Origin of the sequence: Nocardia cyriacigeorgica (genome assembly GCF_010858045.1) — a bacterium.
Classification (GTDB): Bacteria; Actinomycetota; Actinomycetes; order Mycobacteriales; family Mycobacteriaceae; genus Nocardia; species Nocardia cyriacigeorgica_E.
This window is the reverse complement of record NZ_JAAGVC010000030.1, coordinates 40,078-63,750: the sequence shown is the minus strand read 5'-3', so window position 1 is coordinate 63,750 and position 23,673 is coordinate 40,078. Positions and strand designations below refer to the sequence as shown.

Genomic DNA, 23,673 nt, shown 5'->3' with positions numbered 1-23,673 from the left:
CACACGCGTGACACGGCATGCGATACGCGGGCGCGGACCTGCACGGAACCGGCCGCGCGGCGATGTCAAGGGTTTGGCTCAGGCAGAACCGATGCCCCGGGGAACGCTCAGAACGCCGGCCACGGAATGGGCCGCGCGGTCACCGGCATGGGCATGACCGGCTCGTCGAGCAGCCGCTTGGCGCGATCGAGCAACGCGTCGATCTCGGCATCGGTGATATGCGCGGACAAGGTGTCGGCCAGCTCGCCCGGCAGGGCGTTGGTGAAGGATTCGATATCGGCGATCAGGGCGTCGTCGATGGGCCGACCGGCCCAGCCCCACAGCACGGTGCGCAGTTTGTGCTCGGTGTGCAGGCAGATGCCGTGGTCCACGCCGTACACCTGGCCGTCGATGCCTTCCAGGGCGTGCCCGCCCTTGCGGTCGGCGTTGTTGAGCAGCACATCCAGTACCGCCATCCGGTGCAGGCGCGGGTCGTCGGCGTGGATGAGCGAGACCTCGTTGCCTTCGGGGTCCAGTGCGCGCAGCACCTCGCAGAAGCCCTCCGGTACCGCGCCCGGCGGGCACAGGTCGACCAGGTCGAGACGGTGACCGCGGTCGGTGTGGTTGTCGGCGGCGGTGATCCAGCGCTGCACCATGCCAGGCCCGAACGGGCCATCCCGCAGGATCGTCTCCGGGATCACCGACCAGCCCAGCGCCTGGGAGATCATGTAGGAGGCCACTTCGCGGCCGGCGAGGGTGCCGTCGGGGAAATCCCACAGCGGCTGTTCCCCGCGCACCGGCTTGTACACCACCCGCAGCGGGGCTTCGCCGTCACCGATATCGCAGACGAGGGTGAGGTTGCTCGCGGTGGTCACGCGCCCGATCACCGTCAGCTCGCCGGTGGTGAACTCGTCACCTGCCGCGGGCACGGTCACTCCTCCAGCTCGGTGGCGCCGAAGATGTCGCCGCGTTTGTAGCCGTTGGTGCGCACGCACATGTGCCCGCGCGCCGACAGCGGTTCCCCGCACAGCGGGCACGGTGGGCGTCCGGCCGCGATCACGCGCGCCGAGCGCAGCGCGAATTCGCGGGCCTGCATCGGGGTCAGGAACACCCGGACCGCGTCGGGGCCTTCCTCGGTGTCGTCGAGCACCACCGATTCGTCGACCTCGGTTTCGGTGATCGCCAGCAGTTCGACCACGACCGCGCCGGCGTCGGCGTCCCAGCCCAGGCCCATGGTGCCGACCCGGAACTCGGCGTCGATCGGGGTGACCAGCGGCGCGTTGTCGCTGACGTCGTCGGCTTGCGGGGGCACCTCGGCGCCGAAGCGGCGCGCCACCTCGTCCAGCAGCAGACCCATGCGGTCGGCGAGCACCTTCACCTGCTGCTTTTCCAGCAGCACGCTGACCACCCGGGGTTCTTGCACGGCCTGCAGGTAGAACGCGCGATCGCCCGGCTCACCGACAGTTCCGGCGACGAAACGTTCGGGGGTGCGAAATACATGGATTGCTCGTGACACATGCACCTCCTGATACGTGATCATGTTCGGCCCGCGGCGCCCGTATCGGGGTCGACGCGGCCGCGAGTGCCCGGTTCGGCCGACTACTCATGACAAGGAATCGCTGGGCCGCGCATTCCCATTATCCGTGTTCCCGGCCGCACCGATCTCACCCCCGGGCACCGGACCCGACTCGGCGGACGCTCGAGCGGGTGCGGGGGCCAGGCCGTCGAGATCGGGGCCGGTGTCGTTGATCCGGGTCACATACGGCGCGGTCGGGGTGTAGCGGACCACGCTGATGGAGGCCGGTTCGACCACGATGCGCTGGAAGCCGTCCAGGTGCAGCCCGAGCGCGTCGGCGAGGACCGATTTGATGACGTCGCCGTGCGTGCACGCCACCCACAGCACGTCGCCGCCGTGCGCCTCGGCCAGGGTGCGGTCGTGTTCGCGGACCGCGGCCACCGCGCGGGTCTGGACGTCGGCGAGGCCTTCGCCGCCGGGGAACACCGCGCCGGAGGCGTGCCGTTGCACGACCTTCCACAGCGGTTCCTGCAGCAGTTCGGAAATCGCCCGGCCGGTCCAGTCGCCGTAGTCGACTTCGGCCAGCCGCGCCTCCACCACCGGTTCCAGGCCGGTTTTCTCGGCCAGCGGGGCGACGGTGCGCTGACAGCGCAGCATCGGTGAGATCACGATCTGCTGGATCGGGAGCCCGCCCAGGCGTTCGGCGACCGAGCGGGCTTGTTCGGCGCCGCGGTCGGTGAGTTCGACGCCGGGGCTGCGGCCGGCCAGTGTGTGCGCGGTGTTGGAGGTCGACACACCGTGGCGCAGCAGAATCACCGTCATGGCGCCAGCCTAGCGATCACGTGGCCGACACCACCCCGCCCGCGAGCAGACCCATCACGACCACACCGAGGACGATGCGGTAGCCGACGAACCAGTAGAGGCTGTGATTGCTGACGAAACGCAACAACCAGGCGACCGAGGCGTAACCGGCGGCGAAGGCGATGAGCGTCGCCACCAGCAGCTGCGCGCCGCTGGCATTGAGGCCCTCACCTGCGGGTTCGAACGCGTCGGGCAGGCTGAACAGGCCAGAGGCGGTGACGGCGGGGATGGCGAGCAGGAACGAGAACCGCACCGCGGCCTCGCGTTCGAGACCGAGGAACAGACCCGCGCTGGAGGTGGCGCCGGAACGGGACACGCCGGGGATCAGCGCCAGGCACTGCGCCAAGCCCATGATCAGGCCGTCGCGGGTGGTGAGCTGTTCGATCGGGCGGGTCTTGCGGCCGTAATACTCGGCGGCCGCGATCACCAGCGCGAACGCGATCAGCATGAACGACACCAGCCACAGGTTGCGGGCACCGGTGCGGATGACGTCCTTGAACAGGAACCCGAGCACACCGATCGGGATGGTGGCGATGATCACATACCAGCCGATGCGGTAGTCGAGTTCGCGTTGCGCGTCGGCGTCGGGGTCGTAGCCGAGTGGCCCGGATCCGGTGACCACGGGCAGTTTCGTGGTGACCTGTTCGCTGAGCGGCACGGTCTCGCGGGAACGCTGGGTCAGCTTCTCGAACACCGTTGAACACCACACCTTCACGATGCGCCAGATGTCCTTGGCGAAGAACACCAGCACCGCGGCCTCGGTGCCGAGCTGGGTGACGGCGGTGAAGGAGGCGCCCGCGTCGTCGCCGAAGAACACCGACGACACGATCCGCAGATGTCCGGAGGAAGAGATCGGCAGGAATTCGGTCAGCCCCTGCACCAAGCCGAGCACTATCGCCTGGAGCCAGGTCATCGACTCGCCTATCACTCACCCTCCTGTACTGCCGCCGAAATGTCCGTTCCGAGAAGATGATTGGTTCATCGGCGGGTGACCCCGGCGTTCGGACCGCTATCTCGCAGCGACAGTACCGTGTCGACCTCGACGACGCCGGACGGGGTTGGGCGCCTGCGGTGTGGCCCACACGACGCGCGACCCGGCGCGCGAGAGGGACCGCACCGGCGGATCAGGCTCTACGCTTGGCGCCGTGACGAATGCGCGGACACGGTGATGGAACAGCGGACGGTCGGTCGCAGCGGCCTGCGGGTGTCGCGGATCGGGTTGGCCACCCACACCTGGGGCAGCCGCACCGATGCCGACCAGGCGGCGGTGCAGTTGATGGCGTTCGTCGAGGCCGGCGGCACCCTGGTCGACACCTCCCCGGTCTACGCCGGCGGCGCGGCCCAGCGGATCCTGGCCGATCTGCTCGGCGATCTGGTCTCCCGCGACGATCTGGTGCTCAGCGGGTGCGCGGGTCTGCATCCGCGGCCCGCCCCGCCCGCCGCCGACGGCACACCCCCGCTGCCGCAGGTTCCGGGCATCGGTGTGGACACCTCACGCCGGACGCTGCTGCGGCAACTGGATCGCACCCTCCTCGAACTGGGCACCGATCATCTCGACATCTGGCATATCGCGGCCTGGGATCCGCGCACCCCGCTCGAGGAGGTGGCCGCCACGGTGGAGTTGGCGCTGCGTTCGGGCCGGGTGCGGTACGCGGGAGTGCGTGGGTTCACCGCCTGGCAGATGGCGAGCCTGGCCGCGATGGCGCCGATCACCGTCACCCAGACGCCGTATTCGCTGCTGGCGCGCAGCGCCGAGGACGACACCGTGCCCGCCGCGGCCCACCACGGCGTCGGCATGATCGCCACCGCACCGCTGGCCGGCGGCATCCTCACCGGCAAGTACCGCGACGGGGTTCCCGCCGATTCCCGCGGCGCCGATGAAGCCACCGCCGCCGAGATCCGCGGCAGGCTCGACGACCGCGCCACCCGTGTGGTGGACGCACTCGTGACCGCCGCGGACGGGTTGGCGACCTCACCGCTGGCGGTCGCGCTGGCCTGGATCCGGGACCGCCCCGGAGTGGCGAGCATGTTCGTCGGCGCCCGCGATATCGGCCAGTTGACCGGCGTGCTGGCCGCCGAGACCCTCGAGCTGCCGCGGGCCATCGCCGCCGCGCTCGACGATGTGAGCGCGCGCACCGACTAGCCGTGGTGGATTGCCCGCGCGCCAGGGGATTCGGCTGTGATCTGCCGGACCGAGGCCGCACCGCCGGCGGACCCGCCGTTAGGCTTGCCTTCATGAGGTATGACCGTGTCCGATCCGGGTGGGTCCGAGCGCTGCTCGCGGTGCTCGCTCTCGGCGTGCTGGTGGTGGCGACCGGGTGCGATGCCGGCAGTCAGGGCGCCGTCGACGGCCGCCGCGGCCCGGCCACCGCGCAGCTGGCCGACGCGGCGCCGGTGCCGATCGGCCCGGAACCGACCCCGGTCCTGCCCGCCACGGTGCGCTCCTTCGACGGCACCGAGGTCACCGTCGGCTCCGCCGACCGCATCATCGCCGCCGACCGCTACGGCACCCTGATGCAAACGGTGTGGGCGCTCGGGCTCGGCGACAACCTCGTCGGACGCTCCACCGCCGGCGTGTTTCCCGAAGTCGCCGATCTGCCCAACGTCACCGGCGGCAACGGCTCACTGAACGTCGAATCCATCCTGGCGTTGCGCCCGACGGTGTTCCTGACCGACACCACCAGCGCCTCACCGGCGGTGCGCGAGCAGCTGCGCGCCACCGGCGTCACGGTCGTCTACTTCGATCCGCAGCGCACCATGGAAGGCGTCGTCCCGCAGATCGAGGCCGTGGCCGCCGCGCTCGGTGTCCCGGATCGCGGTCAGGCGCTGGCCCAGCGCACCCGCGACGAGATCGCCGCCGCCTCCGCCGCCGTGCCCGCGCAGAATCCGCCGCTGAAGATCGCGTTCCTGTACCTGCGGTCCACCGCCATCACCATGCTGGCCGGGCCGGGTTCGGGTGCCGATGCGTTGATCGCCGCCATCGGCGGGCGCGACGCAGGCACCGAAGCCGGGGTGAGTGAACCGTTCACCGCGATCACCAGCGAAGCCATGATCACCGCCGCCCCGGATGTGCTGCTGGTGATGACCGACGGCCTGAAATCGGTGGGCGGGGTCGACGGGGTGGCCAAGATCCCGGGGATCGCGCAGACCCCGGCCGGGCGCAATCAGCGCATCGTGGACATGTCGGATGCGGTGCTGCTGAGCTTCGGGCCCAACACCGGTCGCGTCATCGAGGCGCTCAGCGAAGCCGTCTACGGTCCGGCAGGCGCATGAGCGTCATCCCCGGACGCGGTGGGCTCGGCGGCGCGCGCCGCGGCAACGAACGGCCCGTCGGCGCGAAGGCTCGGCAGGTCACCGGCATCTCACGGCGCCATGGCCGTCCGGGCGGCCGCGGGGCGGGCTCATGAGCGAGCAGGTGAAGCTCGCCGAACGGCGGCCGGCGACAGCCCGCTGGTCCCGCACGACCGTGGTGTTCGCGGCGGCGATCGCGGCGCTGATCGTGCTGGCGCTGGCGTCGGCGGCGATCGGACAGGTACCGACGAGCATCGCCGAAGTGACCGGGTCGGTGCTGCACCGCATCGGCCTGGACTGGGGGCCGATGCCCGCGCATCCCGCAGGCGAGGTGACGCTGTGGGAGGTGCGGTTCCCGCGGGTGATGCTGGCGATCCTGGTGGGCGCTGCGTTGGCGACAGCCGGTGCGTTGTTGCAGGGTGTGTTCGCCAATCCGCTGGCCGAACCGGGCGTGATCGGGGTGTCGGCGGGTGCGGCCGTTGGCGCGGGCACCGTCATCGTGGTGGGCGGGGCGTTCGTGGCGGCCTGGTCGGTGGCCGCGGCCGCGTTCGTGGCCGGTTTGGCGACCACGGCGCTGGTGTATCTGCTGGCCCGCGCCAACGGCCGCACCGAAGTGGTGACGCTGGTGCTCACCGGTGTCGCCATCAACGCCTTCGCCAGCGGCCTCATCGCGTTCCTGCTGTTCGTCGCCTCGCCGGCGGCGCGCGACCAGATCGTGTTCTGGCAGTTGGGCAGCCTCAACGGCGCCACCTGGTCGGCGGTGTGGGTGGTGGCCGTGCTCACCGTCGTCGGGGTGTGCGCGGCGATCGTGGTGGCGCCGAAACTGGATCTGCTGTCGCTGGGTGAATCGGCGGCCCGGCACCTCGGTGTCGATGTGGAGCGGTTGCGGCGCAACGTCATCGTGATGGTGGCGATCCTGACCACCGCCGGTGTGGCGTTCAGCGGCATCATCTTGTTCGTCGGGCTGATCGTGCCGCACCTGGTACGCATGCTGGTCGGGCCGGGGCATCGGGTGCTGATCCCGCTCAGCGCCGTGCTCGGCGCGGTGGTGTTGCTGGCCGCCGACGTGGCCGCCCGTTCGCTGGTCGACAATGCCGACCTCCCGCTGGGCATGTTGACCTCGCTGATCGGCGGCCCCTTCTTCTTCTGGCTGCTGCGCCGCACCCGGGCACGCTCGGGAGGCTGGGCATGATCGAGCGGCCTCGCGCGCCGAGGGGCCCCGACGCGTCGTGCACCGCGCGCCGGGCGGCACATGATGCTGGGACCATCCACCGGCCCGCCGACCGGCCACGCCCGGTCGGTCCATGCGACCGGCTCGTGTTCACCGATGCGGCCGGCATCGCCGTTGTGGCAACGCCCGAGAACACTGCGGGCCGCACACCGAGGATGGTCGCCGGATGACCGGGCTCAAGGCCGGATTGGACACGGTGTTCGCGCGGGCACATGAACTGCCGGCCGCGCCCGACCGTGGCTCGGTGACGTTGCGCGCGAGCGGGGTGAGCGTCGACCGCCGCGGCGGTGGCGCGAAGGTGCGCCGAGTGCTCGCCGACGTCGATTTCGAGGTCGCCGCGGGCGAAGTGGTGGCGTTGGTCGGCCCCAACGGTGCCGGCAAATCGACGCTGCTCGCCGTGCTGGCCGGCGAACTGGATCCCACTGAAGGCACTGTCGAACTCGACGGCCGATCGGTCACCCAGTGGACGCCGCTGGATATGGCCCGCCGCCGCGCGGTGCTGCCGCAGAGCCACACCGTGGGGTTCCCGTTCTCCGCCGGTGCGGTGGTGGCGATGGGCCGCGCCCCCTGGCAGCGCACCACACTGCGCGAACGCGACGACGAGATCATCGCCGCGGCGATGGCCGCCACCGATGTCACCCACCTGGCCGAGCAGGCATTCCCCACCCTGTCCGGCGGCGAACGGGCCCGCGTCGCGTTGGCCCGTGTCCTCGCCCAGGACACCGCCACCCTGCTGCTGGACGAACCGACCGCCGCCCTCGACCTCGGCCACCAGGAGGCCGTGCTGCGCCTGGCCGCCCAGCGGGCCAAGGCCGGCGCGGCCGTCGTCGTCGTCCTGCACGACCTCGGCGTCGCCGCCGCCTACGCTGACCGCGTCGCCGTCCTCGACGCAGGCCGCATCGCCGCCGACGGCCCACCCCGCGAGGTCCTCACCACCGAACTGCTGACGCGGGTCTACCAGTACCCGGTCGAGGTGCTCGATCACCCGGTGACGGGTGCGCAGCTGGTGTTGCCGGTGCGCGGCGGAATCGCCGGGTAGGCGGCTGGTCCGGGAAGCCGCGCCGGCGTTCGCGCCCGACCTGCGCGCAGACGCCGCGGCCGAGTGATCGGACCGGCCTCGACAGTGATTGGCGCCGTTGGCGATCGATCACACGGCGCGGCCTGGAGTATGTGGTCTCCGTAATCTGGCGGAATGGACGTTGTGGAGCTCGACGGCGCACCGGCCTGGGATATCGCGGGCCCGGCCGCTGCCGCGCCCGCGGGTGCCGCGATCATCGGCTACCGCGATGTCGGTGGCACCGGATTGGATCTCCAGGTGGCCGGGGCGGCGGCGGTCACCCTGGTGATCCCGTTCGGGGACGCCGACCCCGTCGTCGAGGACGCGTTCGGGCGACGCAAGGTCGGCGGCTTCCTCGCCGGGCTGCCGCTCGAAGCGATGCGCGTGCGCAGCGAACGAGCCGAATGCGTCGAGGTCCGTGTGTCGCCGATCCAGGCCTACGCGCTGTGGGGCGGTCTCGTCGCCGAATTGGGCCGCGGCGCGGTCGATCTGGAGGATCTCTGGGGTCCGCGTGCCCGGCGACTGCGTGCGCAACTGGCCGCCTGCCGCAGCTGGGATGAGCGTTTCGCGGTGACGAAAACGTTCCTGGCGCAATGGGACAACTCGGCGCGCACCCCGGATCCGGAGATCCTGGCGGGTTGGCATCGCATCATCGGCTCCGGTGGACAGGTCCGCGTCGGTGAGCTCGCCGCGTCCGTCGGATGGAGCCACAAACGGTTCGGGGCGCGATTCGAGTCGCAGATCGGCCTCACCCCCAAGCGGGCGGCGATGCTGGTCCGATTCCGGTGCGCGGTCGACGCGCTGCTGGCCGGACGACCTGCCGCCGAGGTCGCCGCCGAGTGCGGGTACGCCGATCAGGCCCATCTGTGCCGTGACGTCTCGATCTTCACCGACCGCACACCGGGCGCGCTGACCACGCACTATCTGCCGCCGATCGCCCGGCACCGGCACCGGGCGTGGGGAGAATTTTTCCAATACCGGCCGGGGCGGGCCGGTCGATAGTGGTGGGGCCTCGGGCGCGGTCGGTGAACCGGCCGCGGCTCGAATCCGCACCCATCGACACCGAGAGGACCTTCGCCGTGACCGACACCCTCGAGCCCGCCGCACTCCAGACCGCCCTGGACGCAGTGCATCACGCAGGTATGCCAGGAGTTTTCGCGGAAGTACGTGCCGGCGAGCACACCTGGCAGGGCGCCGCGGGCGTCGCCGATCTGGCCACCGGCCGCCCCGTCAGCGCCGACATGCGTCACCGCGTCGGCAGCCTCACCAAGACCTTCACCGCCGCCGCCGTCCTGCGGCAGGTCGAGGCAGGCGCGATCGGACTGGACACACCCATCGGCCATTACCTGCCGCGGCTGGTTCCCGGCGAACGAGGTTCGGCGATCACGGTCCGGATGCTGATCAACCACACCAGCGGATTCGCCGAATACCTCCCGCACGCCTACCCGTCGCTGGCAGCATTCCCCGATCTGGCCGCAACGACACCGGCGAGCCTGGAAACGCAGCGGTTCACCCGTTTTCATCCGACCGAGCTGATCGAGATGGGCGTGTCCGCACCCGCGACCGCGAAGCCCGGCGCCACACCGGGGGTGTACTCGAACACCAATTACCTGCTGCTGGGCCAACTCCTGGAGTCGGTCACCGGAGACGCGGCCGAGAAAGTCATCACCCGTGACGTCATCGAGCGGGCCGGACTGCGCGACACCGAACTGCCGGACGGCCCGTACCTCACCGGACCGCATTCACTGCACTACGAGGCATGGTTCGGCATGATCGACCCGCCCCGCGACTACAGCGTGTACGACATGTCGTGGGTCGGGCCCGCGGCTTCACTCATCTCCACCGTCGCCGACCTCAACCGCTTCTACCGCCTGCTTGCGGACGGCGAGATCATCAGCCGGGAATCGCTGACGCAGATGCGGCGCACCGTCCCGGTCATCTCCTTCGAAGGCGAGCTCATCGACTACGGCCTGGGCTTACAGAAAACGACCATCCCCGGTCACGGCACCTTCTGGGGCCACGAGGGCTCGGCCTGGGGTGCCGGCGCGGTATCGATGATCAGCGACGACGGCGCCCGCCAGATGTCGGTGATGGTGAACCTCCAGCGCTGGAAAACCCCCGGCTCCCTCCGCCGACCCCATCCCATCGATACCGCACTCGAAGCGTTCACCCGCCTCGCCCTGTGTGATTGATTCCCGCTTATGGGCGTATGTGTCGGCGTCCGGTGGCAGGAAGGCGAAGCCTGACTTCGCCGAACTGCTGCTCGGATTCTTCGCTGATGCGGACTGGATGCGAGCGGCCGCGGCGGCGGTCATCTTCCCGCCGCCCTTACCACCGGGACTTGGACATTGACGCTCTCCTGCCTTGTGCCTCTGCTTCAGCCTTCGCCACGGTCGGGCCGGACCGCCAGGGCCACCGGCGCGCGTTGTCTCGTTACCAGGGAAGCGGAACGGCCGAGGTCATATTCCTATGGCATGCTGCTCGTATCCGCTGGCCGTTCGATCGCCTGCTGGGGCAGGATCGGGCTGTGCGTCATGATCTCCACGGGCTGGCCGAGAACCCCGCGCTGCCATCGGAGCTGGTCGATCGGCTCATCGCGGCTGCGGACACCGACCTCGCCGAGGTGCTGGCCTGCCGCCCGGACCTGATCGGCACACAGGTGGCCGCGCTCGCGCGCTTCGAGGGGGCCGCGGTACGGCTCGCTCGCGCTGGTCGATTCGCCGCCGAAGATGTTGATCCGCTGGCTCACCCGCGTGTCGCGCTCGCTCTGCTGGAGGCGGGCTCCGGCAGGCCGGAGTGGGCACGGCTACTGGCAGCCGATCCGTTAGTGGACAACCGGGAGAAGTTGGCGGCCTGTCCTGGTCTGCCGCGCGATGTGACGCAGACGCTGGCCTGCGATCCCGACGTCAGGGTCGTCGCGGAGCTTGCACTGTGGGCGACAACGGATGTTGCCGCCGAGCTTGCGGCGCATCCCCATGCTTCGGTCCGCCGCGCGGTGGCGGCCAACGAGGCCGCGCCGCCCGCCGCGCTGGCGGCGCTGCTGACCGGTGTTGGGCTGCCGCCGGCACGCTCCTGCCTGGTCTGCGACCGCGAGCCAATTCCTTTCGTTCACGACCCGAACTGCCCGCGACCCGACTGTGCTCTGCCACCGGGCGCTTCCTGTGACGGCTCCCACGAATCCACCGTGCACGAGATCCAGCAGTTGGCCCTGCGGAACCCGGCCACACCGGTCGACGCGGCGGTGGGCTTCGCCGACCACTCCTCGACACTGCTTCGCTGTGAACTGGCAGCACGCACCGATCTGCCGCAGCACCTCTACGCGAGGCTCGCCGAGGACTCTGTCCCGTGGGTTCGCGCGCATCTCGCGGACAATCCCGCCATCGACGAAGGCACGATCCGTGCCCTGGCCTTCGACCGTGGCCACGATGTCCAGCGCCGACTGGCCCACCATCCGCGCCTGCCACTCGACGTCCTCTCCCACCTTGCCGAAGCCACCCGGATCGGCTCGACTCTGCTACCGCGTATCGGCTCAGCCTCGACGGCCGAGGCCGAGGAACTGGCCGCGTCCCCGAACTCGACCCTGCGGATGCTCATCGCCCAGCGACGCGATCTGCCGACCGGGCTGCGTGACGCGCTCGCCCGCGACCCGGATGCGAAGGTGCTCGAGTCCATCGCGCCGCACCCAGGCCTGTCCGAAGCCCAGTTGCGGGCGATGGTCGCATCGCACGGTGTCCGGGTGATGGCGAAAGTCGCAGCAAATCCTGACACCACGTCATCCCTGCTGGAGGACCTGGCACAACACCGGCCTCCGGTACGCAAGGCGTTCCGTGAGATCGCCCGCCACTCCAACGCGACGGCCGCAGCTCTGCTCGCGTGCCTCACCGATCGCCAGGCCAGACCATGGGCCGCCGGCCACCGTGCCCTGCCACCGGCGATCATCGTTGAACTGCTCGACGACGAAGACTGGCAGGTAGTGAAAGCAGCGGCAGCCAATCCGTCGCTGCTGCATGCCGCGATGGCCAGGCTCGTGCCCTGAGCGAAGCGGTTCGGTTCTATCGGTGAAGTATGCAGCGCGAGCACTTCTTTCCGGCTCGACGCAAGCATTCCGCCAGCTATCCGTTCCACTTCCTAGGAGGGGTTCCGGTAGTAACCGCCGAAAAACCAACGGATATGGGGTCGCCGTAGTATCGGCCGAATTTCGGGCGGATATGGCGTACCCCGCTGGTAGAGGGCGGGTTACGCGCGCTGGGTGCCGGTCAGGCCGGGGGTTGTTGGGCGAGGCGGTCGCGGTAGATCCGATATGCCTTGCGGTCGGCGGCCGCGGTGCTGTGTGCGAGGGGTTCGGCGGCGGCCAGCAGTGCCTGGTGGATGTGTGGTGGGGCGGTGACGTGCAGGCTGTAGCCCTGGCCTCGCCGTATCTGCCGGCCGTCGCGTAGGGCGTGGCGTTCGGTTTCGCCGAGGTCGGCGGTGTGGGCGGTGAGGTGGTGGGCGAGCTTACCCGGCATCTCGATTCGGATCGGGCGGGGTTCGTCGATATCGGTGGGGGCGGGTTGTTCGGGCCGGTCGGGCAGCAGGTCGGCGAGTGCGGTGCGGATCGCGACGCGGCTGACTCGGTGTTGTCGGGCGAGGGCGGCGATGCTGGCGCCTTCTCGATATTGGCGGCGGACTTGTTCGAGGTCCCCGTTCGTGGCGACCTGGGGGCGGCGCCCCGATATCGCGCCGTTGGCGCGGGCGGCTGCCAGGCCCTCGCGGGTGAGTTCGTTTTGCAGGTCGCGGCACAACCGATAGAGCTCGGACACGGTGAGCCGGTCGCCGGGGCGCGCGTATCGGGCGAGCTCGCGGAAGCCGTCGCGGTGCAGCGCGGGGATCTTGGATGAGGTGGCCGGATCGGCGAACAGTCGCACACCGTGCGCGCCGTCGACGAGACCGGCCTCGGCGAGCAGGTGGGTCTGGCGCGCGGTGCTCTGCTCGGCGGTGGAGACCCGCGTGTAGACGAGTTCGGCCATGACTGCGGTGTTCCCTCTCCGATCTGATCGCTTTCGTTCACCGCGCTATCTGTCGTCAAACCCTGTCGTCAATATGGAACGGACGGCAATGGATCGGGAGTGCTGTTTCCGCACGATCCGCGCGGACCGGACGCCGCCCCCGGCGGGTGTCGTCAAAGGACCGTTTGACGACACTATCGCAGCACGGATGCTGGCTTGTTATGGCGGCGCTGTTCGGTGGTCAGCGCCGTGGTGTGCTCTCCTGCATTGCGGTCCGCGGAAACGCGGCGGAGTTCAGGGCCGGTCGGCGGGCCGATGATCGGTTCTCTCTGCGTCGGCCGTCCACGAGGTCGTGATCATGGAATATCGTGCCGGTCATGACCACGAATGACTGGTTGGCCGACACCCGAACCTCTTATGACACGGTCGCGGTCAGCTATGCCGACCAAGTGCGCGGCGCTCTCGCCGGACACCAGTACCTTCGCGCGGCTCTGGCGTTGTTCGCCGACAGCGTGCGGGTCGCTGGCGGTGGGCCGGTCGCGGACGTCGGCTGCGGCCCCGGCGAAGTCACCGCCCACCTGCATGAGCTCGGTGTCGACGCCTTCGGTGTCGACCTCTCCCCGGTGATGATCGACGTGGCCCGGCGCGACCACCCCGGCCTGCGGTTCGAGGTTGGCTCGATGACGGACCTGGACCTCCCCGACGCTTCGGTGGCAGGCCTGCTCGCCTGGCAGTCGTTGATCCACATCCCTGACGCCGAGGTGCCGACTGTGTTCGGGCACTTCCGCCGAGCATTGCGTCCCGGCGGACCGCTGCAGCTGCTGTTTCACGTCGGCGACGAGTCGTTGTTGAAGACGGACGGCTATGGCGGTCACCCGATGAATGTTCATGTCCACCGCCGGCAGCCTGACCAGGTGGCATCCTGGCTGCGCGAGGCCGGATTCATGGTCGAGGCTCAGATGCTGCTCGACCCGGACGCGAAAGCTCAGCAAGCGATTCTTTTCGCACGCAGTAAGTCCTGACTTCTGCATATGTCGGGCTTGCCAGTCGGATCCGGAGCCGATGCCCGAGATGGACGCCGACACTGCGCTATGCTCTCGGCGCGACCGTCTGGGACGACCTGCTGCGGCTGGATATCGGCCGTTGCGGGTCCGCGACACCGGCGTCGGGGCGCCAGAACGCCTTGGCCGAACAGATGCGCCGGGCCGGGCTGGACAAACGCACCGGCTACCTGGACTGCCTCGCGCACGTACCATTCGTCGGTCCAGGACAAGATGTCGTAGGAGATGCGCATGTTGTCGCGGGTCACGAAGTGCCGCCGCACATGCCGCAGCGTGGCTTCGGTCTCCTCGTGCTCGCCGGTAATCACGATCGCCTTGATGCCCATGTTGGTGCCCAACGGCGAACAGCACCAGCAGCAACCGCCGCCGCAGCGTGTCGCGGTCCATCGACTCACGCGAGGCCACCGACACGAACTCCGTAGAGAAGTCGGTCAGGAAGTCGGCTTCCTTCAACACGTCGAGCAGGTCGATCGTGCCCCAGCGGCGGGCTACCTCGTCCTTGATTGCGGTCAGGTTCTCCGGTTCGACCAGTTTGTCCAGCTTCGGTACCGAGATCCACTGCTCGCCACGGCGTTTGGTGATCCGCACCCCGCCGGTACTCCCCTCGTTCAGGGCCCTGTCCAACCCTTCCAGCCCGGCCGTCATCCGTGCGCGCAGATCGGTGATGAACTCGGTCGCATCCAGCGGCTGACGCAGCGCGGCGTAATGGACCTCGCGGGCCTGCTCGAAATCACCCGGCAGGTCGTCTTCTGGGTTGCGCCACCGGTTGCCGCCCTCGACGTAGATTTCGCGCCGTCGCAGCGCGTCACGCAACGCGACCAGCACGCACAGCTCGTACGGTATGCGCTCGACCCGGTCGCGGTCGTCGACCACAGCTTCACGCCAGGCTTTCGGAACCACGCCGTCCAACGGCACCAGGGCGTGCTGGTCGTAGAAGCGGACCTTGCCGTCGATCGTGGCATAGCGCGCCAGCAGTTACCGAGCTCGTGCCGTGGCTGCGCAAGCAACGGGTATCGCTGGAGTCGTTGATCGATGAGTGCGGCGATCCACACCAGCGAATCAGCCTGTTCGCGATCGCCGGCCAGACATCGGGGTTGCTCGGCTACATCGCGGCTGGTCGAGGAAGCTCTCCGATAGGGCGGGCCTACTGCCTCGAGTCCTACCAATTGGGCTGCTACGCGGCAGATCCGAATCCGGTGGCGTGGGCACGTGGGATGCAGAGCTTCTGTGAGTACTACGCGGGGCGTTACGAGGAGGCGCTTCGATTCGCCGAGGCGGGCCTGGCCGAGGCGACGGCAGATTCGCAGCGAATCCGATTGGCTGTCAACGGCGTTGCGCGGGCGAAGGGAAAGCTCGGAGATGCCGACGGCGTTCGCCGTGCGGTCGACCAGGCGTACGAGGTTCAGTCGCGCAGCGAGGCAGGGATTTCGCCGCGGTCCAGCATTTCGCTCGCGGGTTACAGCAGCGCCCAGCTCGCAGGTAACGCCGCCACCGCCTATCTGTCATTGGCGATGCCGCGCGAGGTCGAGCGTTATGGCCGGATAGCGTTGGGCGAGATGCCGGCCGAGCAGTCGCCGTGGGGCCGGGCACTGGTGCAGCTCGATATGGCGCGGTCGCAGGTGATGAGTTCGGATGGAGACTTCGATGCGGCAATGGCGATGATCGGTGAGGTATTCGCTTGCGCGAGGGGCGGGTTCATGACGCCGGTTCGGTGCCGCGGTATGGAGTTCGTCGGCGAGGCTGCCGCCCGGTGGGGCGATTCGCCACAGCTGCGTGAGATTCGGACGATGCTGCTCGACGCTCAAGCTCTAGGTGGCCGAGGTGAGTGAGCTGATATTTCGCGAAGGGCAGGACGGCCCGCTCGGCCACTATTGGTTCCTCACCTTTGAACACGCAACGCAGCTGCACGCGGCGTCGACAGAAGTCCAACGCGCGCTGGATCCGCACCGTTTCGCGGCGACCCCGATTGATGGTCTGCCTCTCACGCTGGACCGTATCTCGCGCGGCCCAGCTAGCAACGCCCGGCAATGCGCGCGGATAGCCGCCGCAGCCGAAGAAGCCTGCGCGCTCTGGAAACCTTTTGTCCTGACATTGGAGCGGTTGGCACATATTCGCGCGGCCATCGGATTCCTCGCCACACCCGGCGAACAGATACGCGAACTACGTGACGCCCTCCGTGCGGCAACAACGTCGATACTTGCGGATGCGCCCATCAAGGATTCCCGCACTGCCCCGCATGTCACAATCGCCTACCCGATCTATGAGGGGTTGACTGCCGAAGCCATTGCGGCCGTCGACGCGAACGTACACCGCGTTGGTCCGGTGCAGGCGACAGTCTCAGAAGTCGCCATGGTGGCACTCGAACGGCGAGGTCACGGGTACCGATGGGACACGATGGCGCGTATACCGCTCACCGGTCCCTAGCCCGTAGACCGGCGAATACGGACGTTGCGCGAACACCACCCCCACGGCACACCGTTCCCGCCGGGTGCACGCCGCGGCAGAGTTGAAGTCGCATCCGGTAGCGGGTGACGCCGGCGACCACCACCGGCCGACGCATAGCCTCGGCAGCCGCGATAGGCCGGTGTCGAAAGCCTCGCTACCGGATGGTCCGACTCCACGACTCACCAGGGAGACCATCCATGTTCGCGCTCGGTTGGATCGACCCGTCCTCACCCACGCCTGATTGGGATGCGGCACAGATCCGCCGAGTAGCGCGGCGACTGGGCTACCCGTTGCACTGGGCGGATTCGCCGTGGCTGGGATTAGTCGAGCAGGTCCGATCCTGCGGCGCCGACATAGTGATCATGCCGTCGGCCGCCCACATCGATGCCATAACGCTGGATCGGGTCATGGCCGTCGCGGATGTCGAATGCGCCGCGCCACGGTCATCCTTCGCGCGCTGGACGATCTTCGGAGGGCGGCGGTGAGCACGACATCGATCGGCATGATGCTCGCGATCGGCATTCCGGTGGCAGTCGTGGCGCTGGTGATCTGGTGTTCGAGCGACTACAACGATCCGCCGCGGTGAACCCGAATCCTTGTCCGGACGCCCGGCACGTGGTGTTGTTACAGCATGTGCGATGTGGCGCGGCGAGTGATGAGCAGGCGGATGATGCTGGGCGGTGCGCTCGGCGCGGGCACGTTGATCGCCCTCGGCGCCGGGGCGGCCGCGGGGGCCGAGCCCCGGACGGTGGCGGCGCGGCAGCGGTTTTTCGGTGGCGACGTCGTCGACCCCGTGACCGGTGCGGTGCGCGCGGACCGGGTGGTGCTGTCGTGGGTGGGATGTGCGACCTACGCGGTGGCGTTCGCCGGTACCGTGGTGTTGCTGGACGCGTGGGTGCCGCGGTTGAGCAGCGCTGGGTATGTGCCTGCGACCGCGCAGGATCTCGCCGATCTACGGCCTGCGGCGATCCTGATCGGGCACGGGCATTTCGACCACGCGGGTGACGCGGGCCGGATCGCGCAGGCCAGCGGCGCGGTCGTGCACGGCACCGCCGAACATTGCGCGACCATCCGCGCGCAGGTGCCGGACCCCACGTTCGGCACGGTCGCGCTCGGCGACGCCGGCGCCGCACCGGGGCAGATCCACGAGTTCCGCATCGGCGATATCGAGGTGACGGCGGTGCGGCATCTGCATTCCGGGCCCACCGCACCCGACCCGGTCAACGGTTCGGCACCGTTCTTCCCGGTGCCGGATCTGTGTGCGATCGCCGAACATCCCCCGACTCTCGACGACCTGCGCGTCGGCCTGCCGCGCCTGCGCGACGAGGAGGGCGGCTGCCTGCTGTATCAGCTTCGCGCAGGCGGCTTCTCGCTGGTCTGGCACGACTCGGCCGGCCCACTCACCGAGAAGGCGCCGCACGTGTTCGACGTCTTCGCCGGCCTGCCTCCCACCGACCTGCAGATCGGCGCCATCCAAGGCTTCAACCAGCTCACCAACGGCCTGCGCGACCCACGCACCTACATCGAAGCCATCCGCCCCAAGATCTTCGTGCCCGCCCATCACGACAATTGGCTGCCCGGCTTCACCGCCCCCGCCGCCACCTACGATCAGCCGTTGCGCAGCGAGCTGGACCGGATACCGGCGGACAGGCGGCCCGAGCTGCACGCACTGCTCGACCCCACCGACTACATCGCCCCGGCCCTGCTCACCTTCGCGCTCTGAGGCCGCGGGCCGTGACAGACCTGCCCATGAATCGGCCGTTCAGCCGCCTATGACACCGGTGATGTCCAGTGGGATGGTCTGAACGAGGATGTCTGCTGCCGGTTCGCCGAGCGCCCTGCCACCTGACCTCCCGCGGTCCGGTCCGAACCCCTTCAGCGCGAATGCTCGTTCGGACCGCCGTCCACACGGCCCGTGATTCCCACGGATGCGAGGGCCCCGGGAGTGCGCATCGTTTCGCGGCTGAGACCTCCGCCTCTCGTATGACGGCAGGGGTGGTTCAGCGGTGACCGCCGGAGTGATCGTGGGCGCAGGTGTCGGTGCGGCGACCGTCGGTGCCGGCGGCTTGTCCGGCTCCGTGGCCTTCGAGGGCGGCGAAGGGGCCGCAGTGATGGGCGGTGATCCACACGTGCACCATCGGGTTGCCCGCGCCCGGGTTGACCGAACCCGGCGGGCATGTGCCCTGGTCGTCGGTGACACCGGCGACGACCGGACCGTTGTCGCCGCGCTTCCAGCACAGGTTGTCGTGCACATGCCATTGCATCAGCGGGCCGCCGAAATCCACCAATTCGGGATCGTCGATCGTCTTGTCCTTGGCGATGTACATCGCCGAGACCAGAGTGCGCCGATCGCCGTCGACCCGGTAGACCAGCGACTCCGGGTAGGCGGGATCGAGGAACCGGTCATCGCGGATGTAGGCGGTGTTGATGTAGTGCTCGTGGCCGGTGGACGCGTCGCCGATGGAACGGAAACCCAGGGCGCCGATCGTGCTGACGTCGGCGAAGGCGGGCAACGTGTCCAGGGTGGTGCGGATCAGTTCGGCGGCGCGCTGCTCCTGCGCGGGCGTCACGCCGGGCACACCCGAGACATCGATCGGGTTCGCCGGATCCCACGGCCGCGGCCATGCGGCGCTCGCGTCGTGGTCGTGGCCGGTGTGCTCTTCGCCGGCGGCATGGGAGTGGCCGCCGTCGCCATGGCTGTGCACATGTCCGGCGCCGCCGAGCATCGCCGCCACAGCGAGGGCTCCGGCCAGGCTGGCGGCGGTCGCGGTCGACGTGGTGGGCAACGTCGCGGCGGGCCGCACCAGGGCGAGCACGGCACCGGCGATGGCCAGCGTGCCCAGCACCGCGCACACTGTGTCGAGCAACTGCGGTGATTCCGCCGCGGACAACCCGTCGGGCCACGGCAGCCCGGCCAACCGCGTGTACCCCCACACCGCGACGGCCACGAGGTTCACCCCGATCACCATGGCGGGCACGACTTTTCGTGTCGTGACCGTGGCCAGCAGGCCCGCCGCGCATTGCGCGGCCGCCAGCAGCACCATCAGCCGGGCCAGCGTCGCGTGCTCGGTGTGCAGCCCGGCCCCGAACAGGTGCAACGCACCCGCCGCGACCGAGGCCACGCCGGCCGGCAACAGGAATCCGTGGCGTCCACCAACCATGTTCGATCTCCTCGTCGTTCTCGGCGGACTCTACTGTCCCGGGCCGACGTCGAACTCCCCTGTCGTGTGAGAGAACTCTGTGGATTTCAGTCCGGCCGAACCCGGCCGCTGCGACAGCTCATCATTGCGGCGCTCACCCAACGACGGTCGCGATCGCGGTGGCCGACACCCTGCGGCACCCGGACGTTCGCAACGATCAGCTCAGAGCCACGTCATCGGCTCCGAGACGACTCAGTACCTCCATCGCTTCGTGCTCGAGGCGAGACAGGTCGCCGAGCAGCGTGCCTGCCCGGTCCAGCAGGTGCCGATCCCCTGATCGGCCGGCCTCCGCGATCAGGGTGGCGACCTCCGTCCACCCGTCGGCGGCGTTGGTGTAGAGCCGGTGACCGGTACGCAGGTTGTCGCTATCGAGGATGTCGCGGCATTCGCCGAGAAAGTCGCGGTACAGGTTGCGGAACAGGGCGCCGCCGGTGCCGCCCTTCTCCATCAGCAGCGCGGCCTGCGGCAGGTCGCGCTGCGGGTTGTCGGTGCGGTCGAACCAGGTAGGGACCACCGTGCCTGCCTTGGCGATTCCGCGATAGCCGAGATTGGCGATCGGAGGGTGCAGGAACGTGCGGGCGCAGGCGGTGATGGCGGGCACGATCCGGAGCCCTACCTCGGTCACCTCACGCGGGACGGTAAGGGTGAACGAGCGATGCTGGGCCGTCATCGGTCCGCGCGCGGCCCTGGCCTGGGCCAGGCTGTCCAGGCTGGTGGTGACGGCGCCGCCTTGCTGTTCGGTGTCCACCAGGTAGGCGGTGTCCGAGTCGTAGCCGTACAGGGCGACGATGTGCCCGCCGAAGTGCACCCTCGACCCGAAGTAGTCCAGGTAGTAGCTGTCGAGCTGCAACCCGACGGGCCGGCCCGCCTCGATGTCGCACGCCACGTTCTGCCAGGCCTTGCGCGCGGACCTGGTTTCCCGCACCTCGAGCCCGAGCCCGAGCGTGTCCGCCAGGTTCCTGGTCAACTCGAACGGCTTGACCCGCCCGCCGAGGAACGGGAAATCCAATGTCTTGCTGTCCCAATAGACGAACGACAGCCCGGCACCGAGACCGAAGAGCATCGGCTCTGACAGATCAAGCCCTTGATGCCGCAGCAGCACTCCGAGCGCGGTGGTCTCGCAGTGCTGCATGCCGCGCGCCTCGACACCCTCGACGATCATGCTCTGATCATGAGCCCTCCGGTAGCAGGAGAGTCCAGCGGCTCACCGCCCCGGCCTATCGCACACGCGGCCGGTCGTGGTGGCCCCGGCATGCGAGGCCACCAGGATCAGCCGCAGTGACTCGGCCCCGGCGCGTTCCATTCGACAGCCCGTGCCGCACCCGGCTTGTGCGCGAGGCCGCCCCACCCGATGCATTTGCCGGGAGCATCCACCTTGACCGGTCCGGCGTAGTAGGCGTAGAAGCCCTGGTCGATCTGTGGCTGATCGGCCCCCCAGATGCCGACACCGGCCCGCAGGCCGGTCTTGGTGCCGATGTAGGCGGTCTTCCACGTGACGACGCAGTTGGTTCTGCCGTTGTAGAGCAGATAGATCGTCGCCAGGCCGTCCAGATTGTGGCTATCGATGACGTGATAGCTGCCCCCGCCGCATGCCGCGACCGGGGATGAGGCGGCATTCGCCGGGGCGGCCATGGTCAGCGATCCAGTAAGAATCGCCGCGACGGCCAAGCCCAGGCGGGCTCCGCGCTTGATGACACGCATCGTTCGATTGTCCTTCCGAGGCAACAATGATCGACCACCTCACGGCGGCGGATGACCGCCGGCCGATCAATGATCTGTCAAGATCCTGCCCTGAACCCGACTGGACGGTTTCTCAGCAGTGGAGGGCCTCGGAGCACACCGATCGTCGACGCAATGTCTGACGGATCAGACCGGATCCGAAGCCTTTTCGACATCAGCGACGGCCGGCTGTGCCCGGCCGGGTCGGCGTCGATCACGCCAGATGAGCTTCAGCAGTGCGGGCGTGAGCAGCATCCGCACTACCGTCGCGTCCAGGATCAGCGCCGCGATCATGCCGTAGGCGATGTATTTCATCAGCACCAGATCGGAGAACCCGAACGCTCCGGTGACGACGATGAGGATCGCCGCCGCCGAGGTGATCACACCACCGGTGTGGGCGATGCCGTAGCGGATCGCCTCGGGTGGGTCGGCGCCCTCGGCGCGCGCCTCCGACATCCGCGACAGCAGAAACACCTCGTAATCGGTGGACAGGCCGAACACCACCGTCACGATCAGCACCAGCACCGCGAACATCAACGGGCCCGGGGTGAAATCGAACAGCTCCGCGCCGTGTCCTTCGACGAAGATCCAGGTCAGGATGCCGAGGGTGGCGCCGAGGCTCAGCGCCGACATGGCCACCGCCTTGACCGCGAGCACCATCGACCGGAACGCCAGATACATCAACACCAGGGCCGCGGCCACCAGCAGCGCCGCCAGCAACGGAAGCCCTTCGATGAGGCCGTTGATGCTGTCGCGTTCGAGGGCGGGCACCCCGGCCACCATCACCCGTACACCGTCCGGTGCGTCGATGCCGCGCAGCGTGGCGATGGCGGTGTCGGCCGCGCGTTCGTCGACCAGGCCGGCGTTGAGGACGTTGATGCCGTCTTTGGTGGGCGCTGCCGGTTCGAACGGCCCGGTCAAACCGGGAGTGTGGTTGGCCTGGAAGCGGATATCGCTGAGCTGCTGCGGGTCGGCGCCCACCACCACCAGTTTCAGCGGTTCGGTGCGGAAGCCGGGGAACAGCTCATCGAACTGTTCCTGCGCGACGCGCGCGGGATTGTCGTCGGCGAGATAACGTTCGCTCAGCCCGCCGAATTCGATATGACGGAACGGCACGATCAATGCCAGCAGCGCCAGCACGATCGGCACGATCACCAGCCACGGCCGTTTCATCGCCAGAATCGCCAGCCGGGAGAAGAACCCCGCGTCGATCTCTTCGGCGGTTTTGGATTTGGCGAACCGATGCCAGCCCCACAGATCGATGCGGTGCCCGATGATGGCCAGCACCGCGGGCAGCGCCGTCACCGACAACACCGCGGCCAGCAGCACCGAGCTGATGCCACCGTAGGGCACCGACCGCAGCACCCCGTTCGGGTAGATGAGCAGCGCACCGAGGCTGACGGCGATGATCGCCGCCGAGAACAGCACCGTGCGTCCCGCGGTGGCGACGGTGCGCGCCACCGCGTCCTCGACACCGCGTCCGGCCGCCAGCTCCTCCCGGAACCGGGTGACGGTGAACAGCCCGTAGTCGATGGCCAGGCCGAGACTCACCAATGTCACCACCGCGCTGGCGAACACGTTGACCTCGATGTGGTCGGTGAGCAGCCGCATGATGCCCTGGGTGCCGAGGATCGTCATCCCGCCGATCAGCACCGGCAGCAGCGCGGCGATGACGCCGCCGAACACGAAATACAGCAGGATCGCCACGATCGGCAGCGCGATCAACTCGGCGCGATGGATGTCGTCCTGCATGCCGTGGTTGATGCCCTCCACCACCGGTTGCAGCCCGGCGAGCTGGACGGTGGTGCCCGCGGGCCCGGCGCCGGGAACCCCGGCGTGCAGATCGGATTTGATGGCGGTGTAGTTGTCCACGGTGGCGGTGCCCTCGCCGCGCAGACCGACGCTGGCGAAGGCATGGGTACGCGAGTCGTCGGCGAACCCGCTGGTGAACGCGCTGTCCCAGTAGCTGTCGATCTTGAGGACGCGGTCGGGATGCTCGGCCTGCAGGCCGGCCAGCTGGGCGGTGACCGCGGCCCGGATGTCCGGGTCGTCGACGGTGCGGCCGTCGGGGGCGGTGTAGAGCAGGATCAGATCGCTGTCGGTGTCGCGGCCGAAGGTGGCGTCGGCCAGTTTCGACGCGGCGACCGATTCGCTGGATTCGTCGAACCAGCCCTCCTGGGTCAACCGGCCCGATAGGTCGCGACCGTAGAAACCCGACAGGGCGACCGCGAGCAGGAAGACGGCGAAGACGAGATAGCGGTGGCGGTAGACGAACCGCCCCCACCGTTGCGAGCCAGTGGAGATCATCGGTATCGGTGCGGTCGCCGG

General features: G+C 68.9%; 22 protein-coding genes. 13 read left to right on the top strand and 9 right to left on the bottom strand.

Features of this window, described 5'->3' with window-relative positions; genetic code table 11:
* Window positions 1-107 precede the first annotated feature (107 nt).
* The 4 genes from GV790_RS21615 to GV790_RS21600 form a co-directional block, all read right to left on the bottom strand.
* Window positions 108-908 carry an SCO1664 family protein gene (locus GV790_RS21615; RefSeq protein WP_163815419.1) on the bottom strand — a complete coding sequence of 267 codons (801 nt, stop codon included), beginning with the start codon at window positions 906-908 and terminating at the stop codon, window positions 108-110.
* A 2-nt stretch (window positions 909-910) separates the two neighbouring features.
* Complete coding sequence (locus tag GV790_RS21610) at window positions 911-1,495, bottom strand: DUF3090 domain-containing protein (protein ID WP_014351002.1); 585 nt, start codon at window positions 1,493-1,495, stop codon at window positions 911-913.
* A gap of 87 nt (window positions 1,496-1,582) precedes the next feature.
* Window positions 1,583-2,317, bottom strand: coding sequence for a histidine phosphatase family protein (locus GV790_RS21605; protein ID WP_163815416.1), 735 nt, complete (start codon window positions 2,315-2,317; stop codon window positions 1,583-1,585).
* A gap of 16 nt (window positions 2,318-2,333) precedes the next feature.
* Window positions 2,334-3,269, bottom strand: a complete 936-nt coding sequence (locus GV790_RS21600; protein ID WP_163815414.1) for an undecaprenyl-diphosphate phosphatase — start codon at window positions 3,267-3,269, stop codon at window positions 2,334-2,336.
* A 255-nt stretch (window positions 3,270-3,524) separates the two neighbouring features.
* Between GV790_RS21600 and GV790_RS21595 the strand changes: the two genes are divergently transcribed.
* The 7 genes from GV790_RS21595 (at window position 3,525) to GV790_RS21565 (ending at window position 11,971) form a co-directional block, all read left to right on the top strand.
* A complete protein-coding gene (locus GV790_RS21595; protein WP_163815412.1) occupies window positions 3,525-4,499 on the top strand; it encodes an aldo/keto reductase in 975 nt (324 codons plus the stop codon).
* A 92-nt stretch (window positions 4,500-4,591) separates the two neighbouring features.
* Window positions 4,592-5,629 (top strand): heme/hemin ABC transporter substrate-binding protein, encoded by a 1,038-nt coding sequence (locus tag GV790_RS21590; protein ID WP_163815410.1) that lies wholly within the window; start codon window positions 4,592-4,594, stop codon window positions 5,627-5,629.
* A gap of 130 nt (window positions 5,630-5,759) precedes the next feature.
* On the top strand, window positions 5,760-6,839 hold the full coding sequence (locus GV790_RS21585; RefSeq protein ID WP_163815408.1) for a FecCD family ABC transporter permease: 1,080 nt from the start codon (window positions 5,760-5,762) through the stop codon (window positions 6,837-6,839).
* A 205-nt stretch (window positions 6,840-7,044) separates the two neighbouring features.
* The gene (locus GV790_RS21580) at window positions 7,045-7,917 is read left to right on the top strand and encodes a heme ABC transporter ATP-binding protein (RefSeq protein ID WP_163815406.1); all 873 of its coding nucleotides are present in this window, start codon (window positions 7,045-7,047) and stop codon (window positions 7,915-7,917) included.
* A 153-nt stretch (window positions 7,918-8,070) separates the two neighbouring features.
* The gene (locus tag GV790_RS21575; RefSeq protein ID WP_163815404.1) at window positions 8,071-8,937 is read left to right on the top strand and encodes a helix-turn-helix domain-containing protein; all 867 of its coding nucleotides are present in this window, start codon (window positions 8,071-8,073) and stop codon (window positions 8,935-8,937) included.
* A gap of 77 nt (window positions 8,938-9,014) precedes the next feature.
* The gene (locus GV790_RS21570; protein WP_163815402.1) at window positions 9,015-10,127 is read left to right on the top strand and encodes a serine hydrolase domain-containing protein; all 1,113 of its coding nucleotides are present in this window, start codon (window positions 9,015-9,017) and stop codon (window positions 10,125-10,127) included.
* A 149-nt stretch (window positions 10,128-10,276) separates the two neighbouring features.
* A complete protein-coding gene (locus GV790_RS21565) occupies window positions 10,277-11,971 on the top strand; it encodes a hypothetical protein (RefSeq protein ID WP_218586452.1) in 1,695 nt (564 codons plus the stop codon).
* 220 nt (window positions 11,972-12,191) lie between these two features.
* Here the strand turns inward: GV790_RS21565 and GV790_RS21560 are convergent, their stop codons facing one another.
* Entirely contained in the window at window positions 12,192-12,941 is a 750-nt protein-coding gene (locus tag GV790_RS21560; RefSeq protein WP_163815400.1) for a recombinase family protein, read from the bottom strand.
* A gap of 356 nt (window positions 12,942-13,297) precedes the next feature.
* On the opposite strand from GV790_RS21560, the gene GV790_RS21555 reads away from it, so the two are divergent.
* The 6 genes from GV790_RS21555 to GV790_RS21530 all read left to right on the top strand — a co-directional run bounded on the left by GV790_RS21555 (window position 13,298) and on the right by GV790_RS21530 (window position 18,149).
* The gene (locus GV790_RS21555; protein WP_163815398.1) at window positions 13,298-13,942 is read left to right on the top strand and encodes a class I SAM-dependent DNA methyltransferase; all 645 of its coding nucleotides are present in this window, start codon (window positions 13,298-13,300) and stop codon (window positions 13,940-13,942) included.
* 357 nt (window positions 13,943-14,299) lie between these two features.
* Window positions 14,300-15,010 carry a hypothetical protein gene (locus GV790_RS30790; protein ID WP_218586451.1) on the top strand — a complete coding sequence of 237 codons (711 nt, stop codon included), beginning with the start codon at window positions 14,300-14,302 and terminating at the stop codon, window positions 15,008-15,010.
* Entirely contained in the window at window positions 14,968-15,810 is an 843-nt protein-coding gene (locus GV790_RS21545; protein ID WP_163815313.1) for a hypothetical protein, read from the top strand. Before GV790_RS30790 ends, GV790_RS21545 begins: the two co-directional genes overlap by 43 nt.
* Window positions 15,803-16,405 (top strand): 2'-5' RNA ligase family protein, encoded by a 603-nt coding sequence (locus tag GV790_RS21540; RefSeq protein ID WP_163815396.1) that lies wholly within the window; start codon window positions 15,803-15,805, stop codon window positions 16,403-16,405. Before GV790_RS21545 ends, GV790_RS21540 begins: the two co-directional genes overlap by 8 nt.
* Window positions 16,406-16,623: 218 nt before the next feature.
* Window positions 16,624-16,911, top strand: coding sequence for a hypothetical protein (locus GV790_RS21535; protein WP_163815393.1), 288 nt, complete (start codon window positions 16,624-16,626; stop codon window positions 16,909-16,911).
* A 146-nt stretch (window positions 16,912-17,057) separates the two neighbouring features.
* Complete coding sequence (locus GV790_RS21530; RefSeq protein ID WP_163815391.1) at window positions 17,058-18,149, top strand: MBL fold metallo-hydrolase; 1,092 nt, start codon at window positions 17,058-17,060, stop codon at window positions 18,147-18,149.
* 277 nt (window positions 18,150-18,426) lie between these two features.
* Here GV790_RS21530 and GV790_RS21525 read toward each other — a convergent pair whose 3' ends face one another.
* From GV790_RS21525 to GV790_RS21510, 4 genes are all read right to left on the bottom strand, one after another.
* Window positions 18,427-19,587 (bottom strand): hypothetical protein, encoded by a 1,161-nt coding sequence (locus GV790_RS21525; RefSeq protein ID WP_163815389.1) that lies wholly within the window; start codon window positions 19,585-19,587, stop codon window positions 18,427-18,429.
* A 196-nt stretch (window positions 19,588-19,783) separates the two neighbouring features.
* Entirely contained in the window at window positions 19,784-20,788 is a 1,005-nt protein-coding gene (locus tag GV790_RS21520; RefSeq protein ID WP_163815386.1) for a BtrH N-terminal domain-containing protein, read from the bottom strand.
* 107 nt (window positions 20,789-20,895) lie between these two features.
* A complete protein-coding gene (locus GV790_RS21515; protein WP_228806514.1) occupies window positions 20,896-21,327 on the bottom strand; it encodes a hypothetical protein in 432 nt (143 codons plus the stop codon).
* A gap of 165 nt (window positions 21,328-21,492) precedes the next feature.
* The gene (locus GV790_RS21510) at window positions 21,493-23,652 is read right to left on the bottom strand and encodes an MMPL family transporter (protein WP_163815383.1); all 2,160 of its coding nucleotides are present in this window, start codon (window positions 23,650-23,652) and stop codon (window positions 21,493-21,495) included.
* Window positions 23,653-23,673 lie beyond the last annotated feature (21 nt).

Coding starts and splice junctions, on each gene's coding strand:
- GV790_RS21605 (WP_163815416.1), bottom strand. CDS start 2,317: ATGACGGTGATTCTGCTGCGCCACGGTGTGTCGACCTCCAACACCGCG.
- GV790_RS21600 (WP_163815414.1), bottom strand. CDS start 3,269: ATGACCTGGCTCCAGGCGATAGTGCTCGGCTTGGTGCAGGGGCTGACC.
- GV790_RS21595 (WP_163815412.1), top strand. CDS start 3,525: ATGGAACAGCGGACGGTCGGTCGCAGCGGCCTGCGGGTGTCGCGGATC.
- GV790_RS21590 (WP_163815410.1), top strand. CDS start 4,592: ATGAGGTATGACCGTGTCCGATCCGGGTGGGTCCGAGCGCTGCTCGCG.
- GV790_RS21585 (WP_163815408.1), top strand. CDS start 5,760: ATGAGCGAGCAGGTGAAGCTCGCCGAACGGCGGCCGGCGACAGCCCGC.
- GV790_RS21580 (WP_163815406.1), top strand. CDS start 7,045: ATGACCGGGCTCAAGGCCGGATTGGACACGGTGTTCGCGCGGGCACAT.
- GV790_RS21575 (WP_163815404.1), top strand. CDS start 8,071: ATGGACGTTGTGGAGCTCGACGGCGCACCGGCCTGGGATATCGCGGGC.
- GV790_RS21560 (WP_163815400.1), bottom strand. CDS start 12,941: ATGGCCGAACTCGTCTACACGCGGGTCTCCACCGCCGAGCAGAGCACC.
- GV790_RS21555 (WP_163815398.1), top strand. CDS start 13,298: ATGACCACGAATGACTGGTTGGCCGACACCCGAACCTCTTATGACACG.
- GV790_RS30790 (WP_218586451.1), top strand. CDS start 14,300: ATGCCCATGTTGGTGCCCAACGGCGAACAGCACCAGCAGCAACCGCCG.
- GV790_RS21535 (WP_163815393.1), top strand. CDS start 16,624: ATGTTCGCGCTCGGTTGGATCGACCCGTCCTCACCCACGCCTGATTGG.
- GV790_RS21530 (WP_163815391.1), top strand. CDS start 17,058: ATGTGCGATGTGGCGCGGCGAGTGATGAGCAGGCGGATGATGCTGGGC.
- GV790_RS21525 (WP_163815389.1), bottom strand. CDS start 19,587: ATGGTTGGTGGACGCCACGGATTCCTGTTGCCGGCCGGCGTGGCCTCG.
- GV790_RS21520 (WP_163815386.1), bottom strand. CDS start 20,788: ATGATCGTCGAGGGTGTCGAGGCGCGCGGCATGCAGCACTGCGAGACC.
- GV790_RS21515 (WP_228806514.1), bottom strand. CDS start 21,327: ATGCGTGTCATCAAGCGCGGAGCCCGCCTGGGCTTGGCCGTCGCGGCG.
- GV790_RS21510 (WP_163815383.1), bottom strand. CDS start 23,652: ATGATCTCCACTGGCTCGCAACGGTGGGGGCGGTTCGTCTACCGCCAC.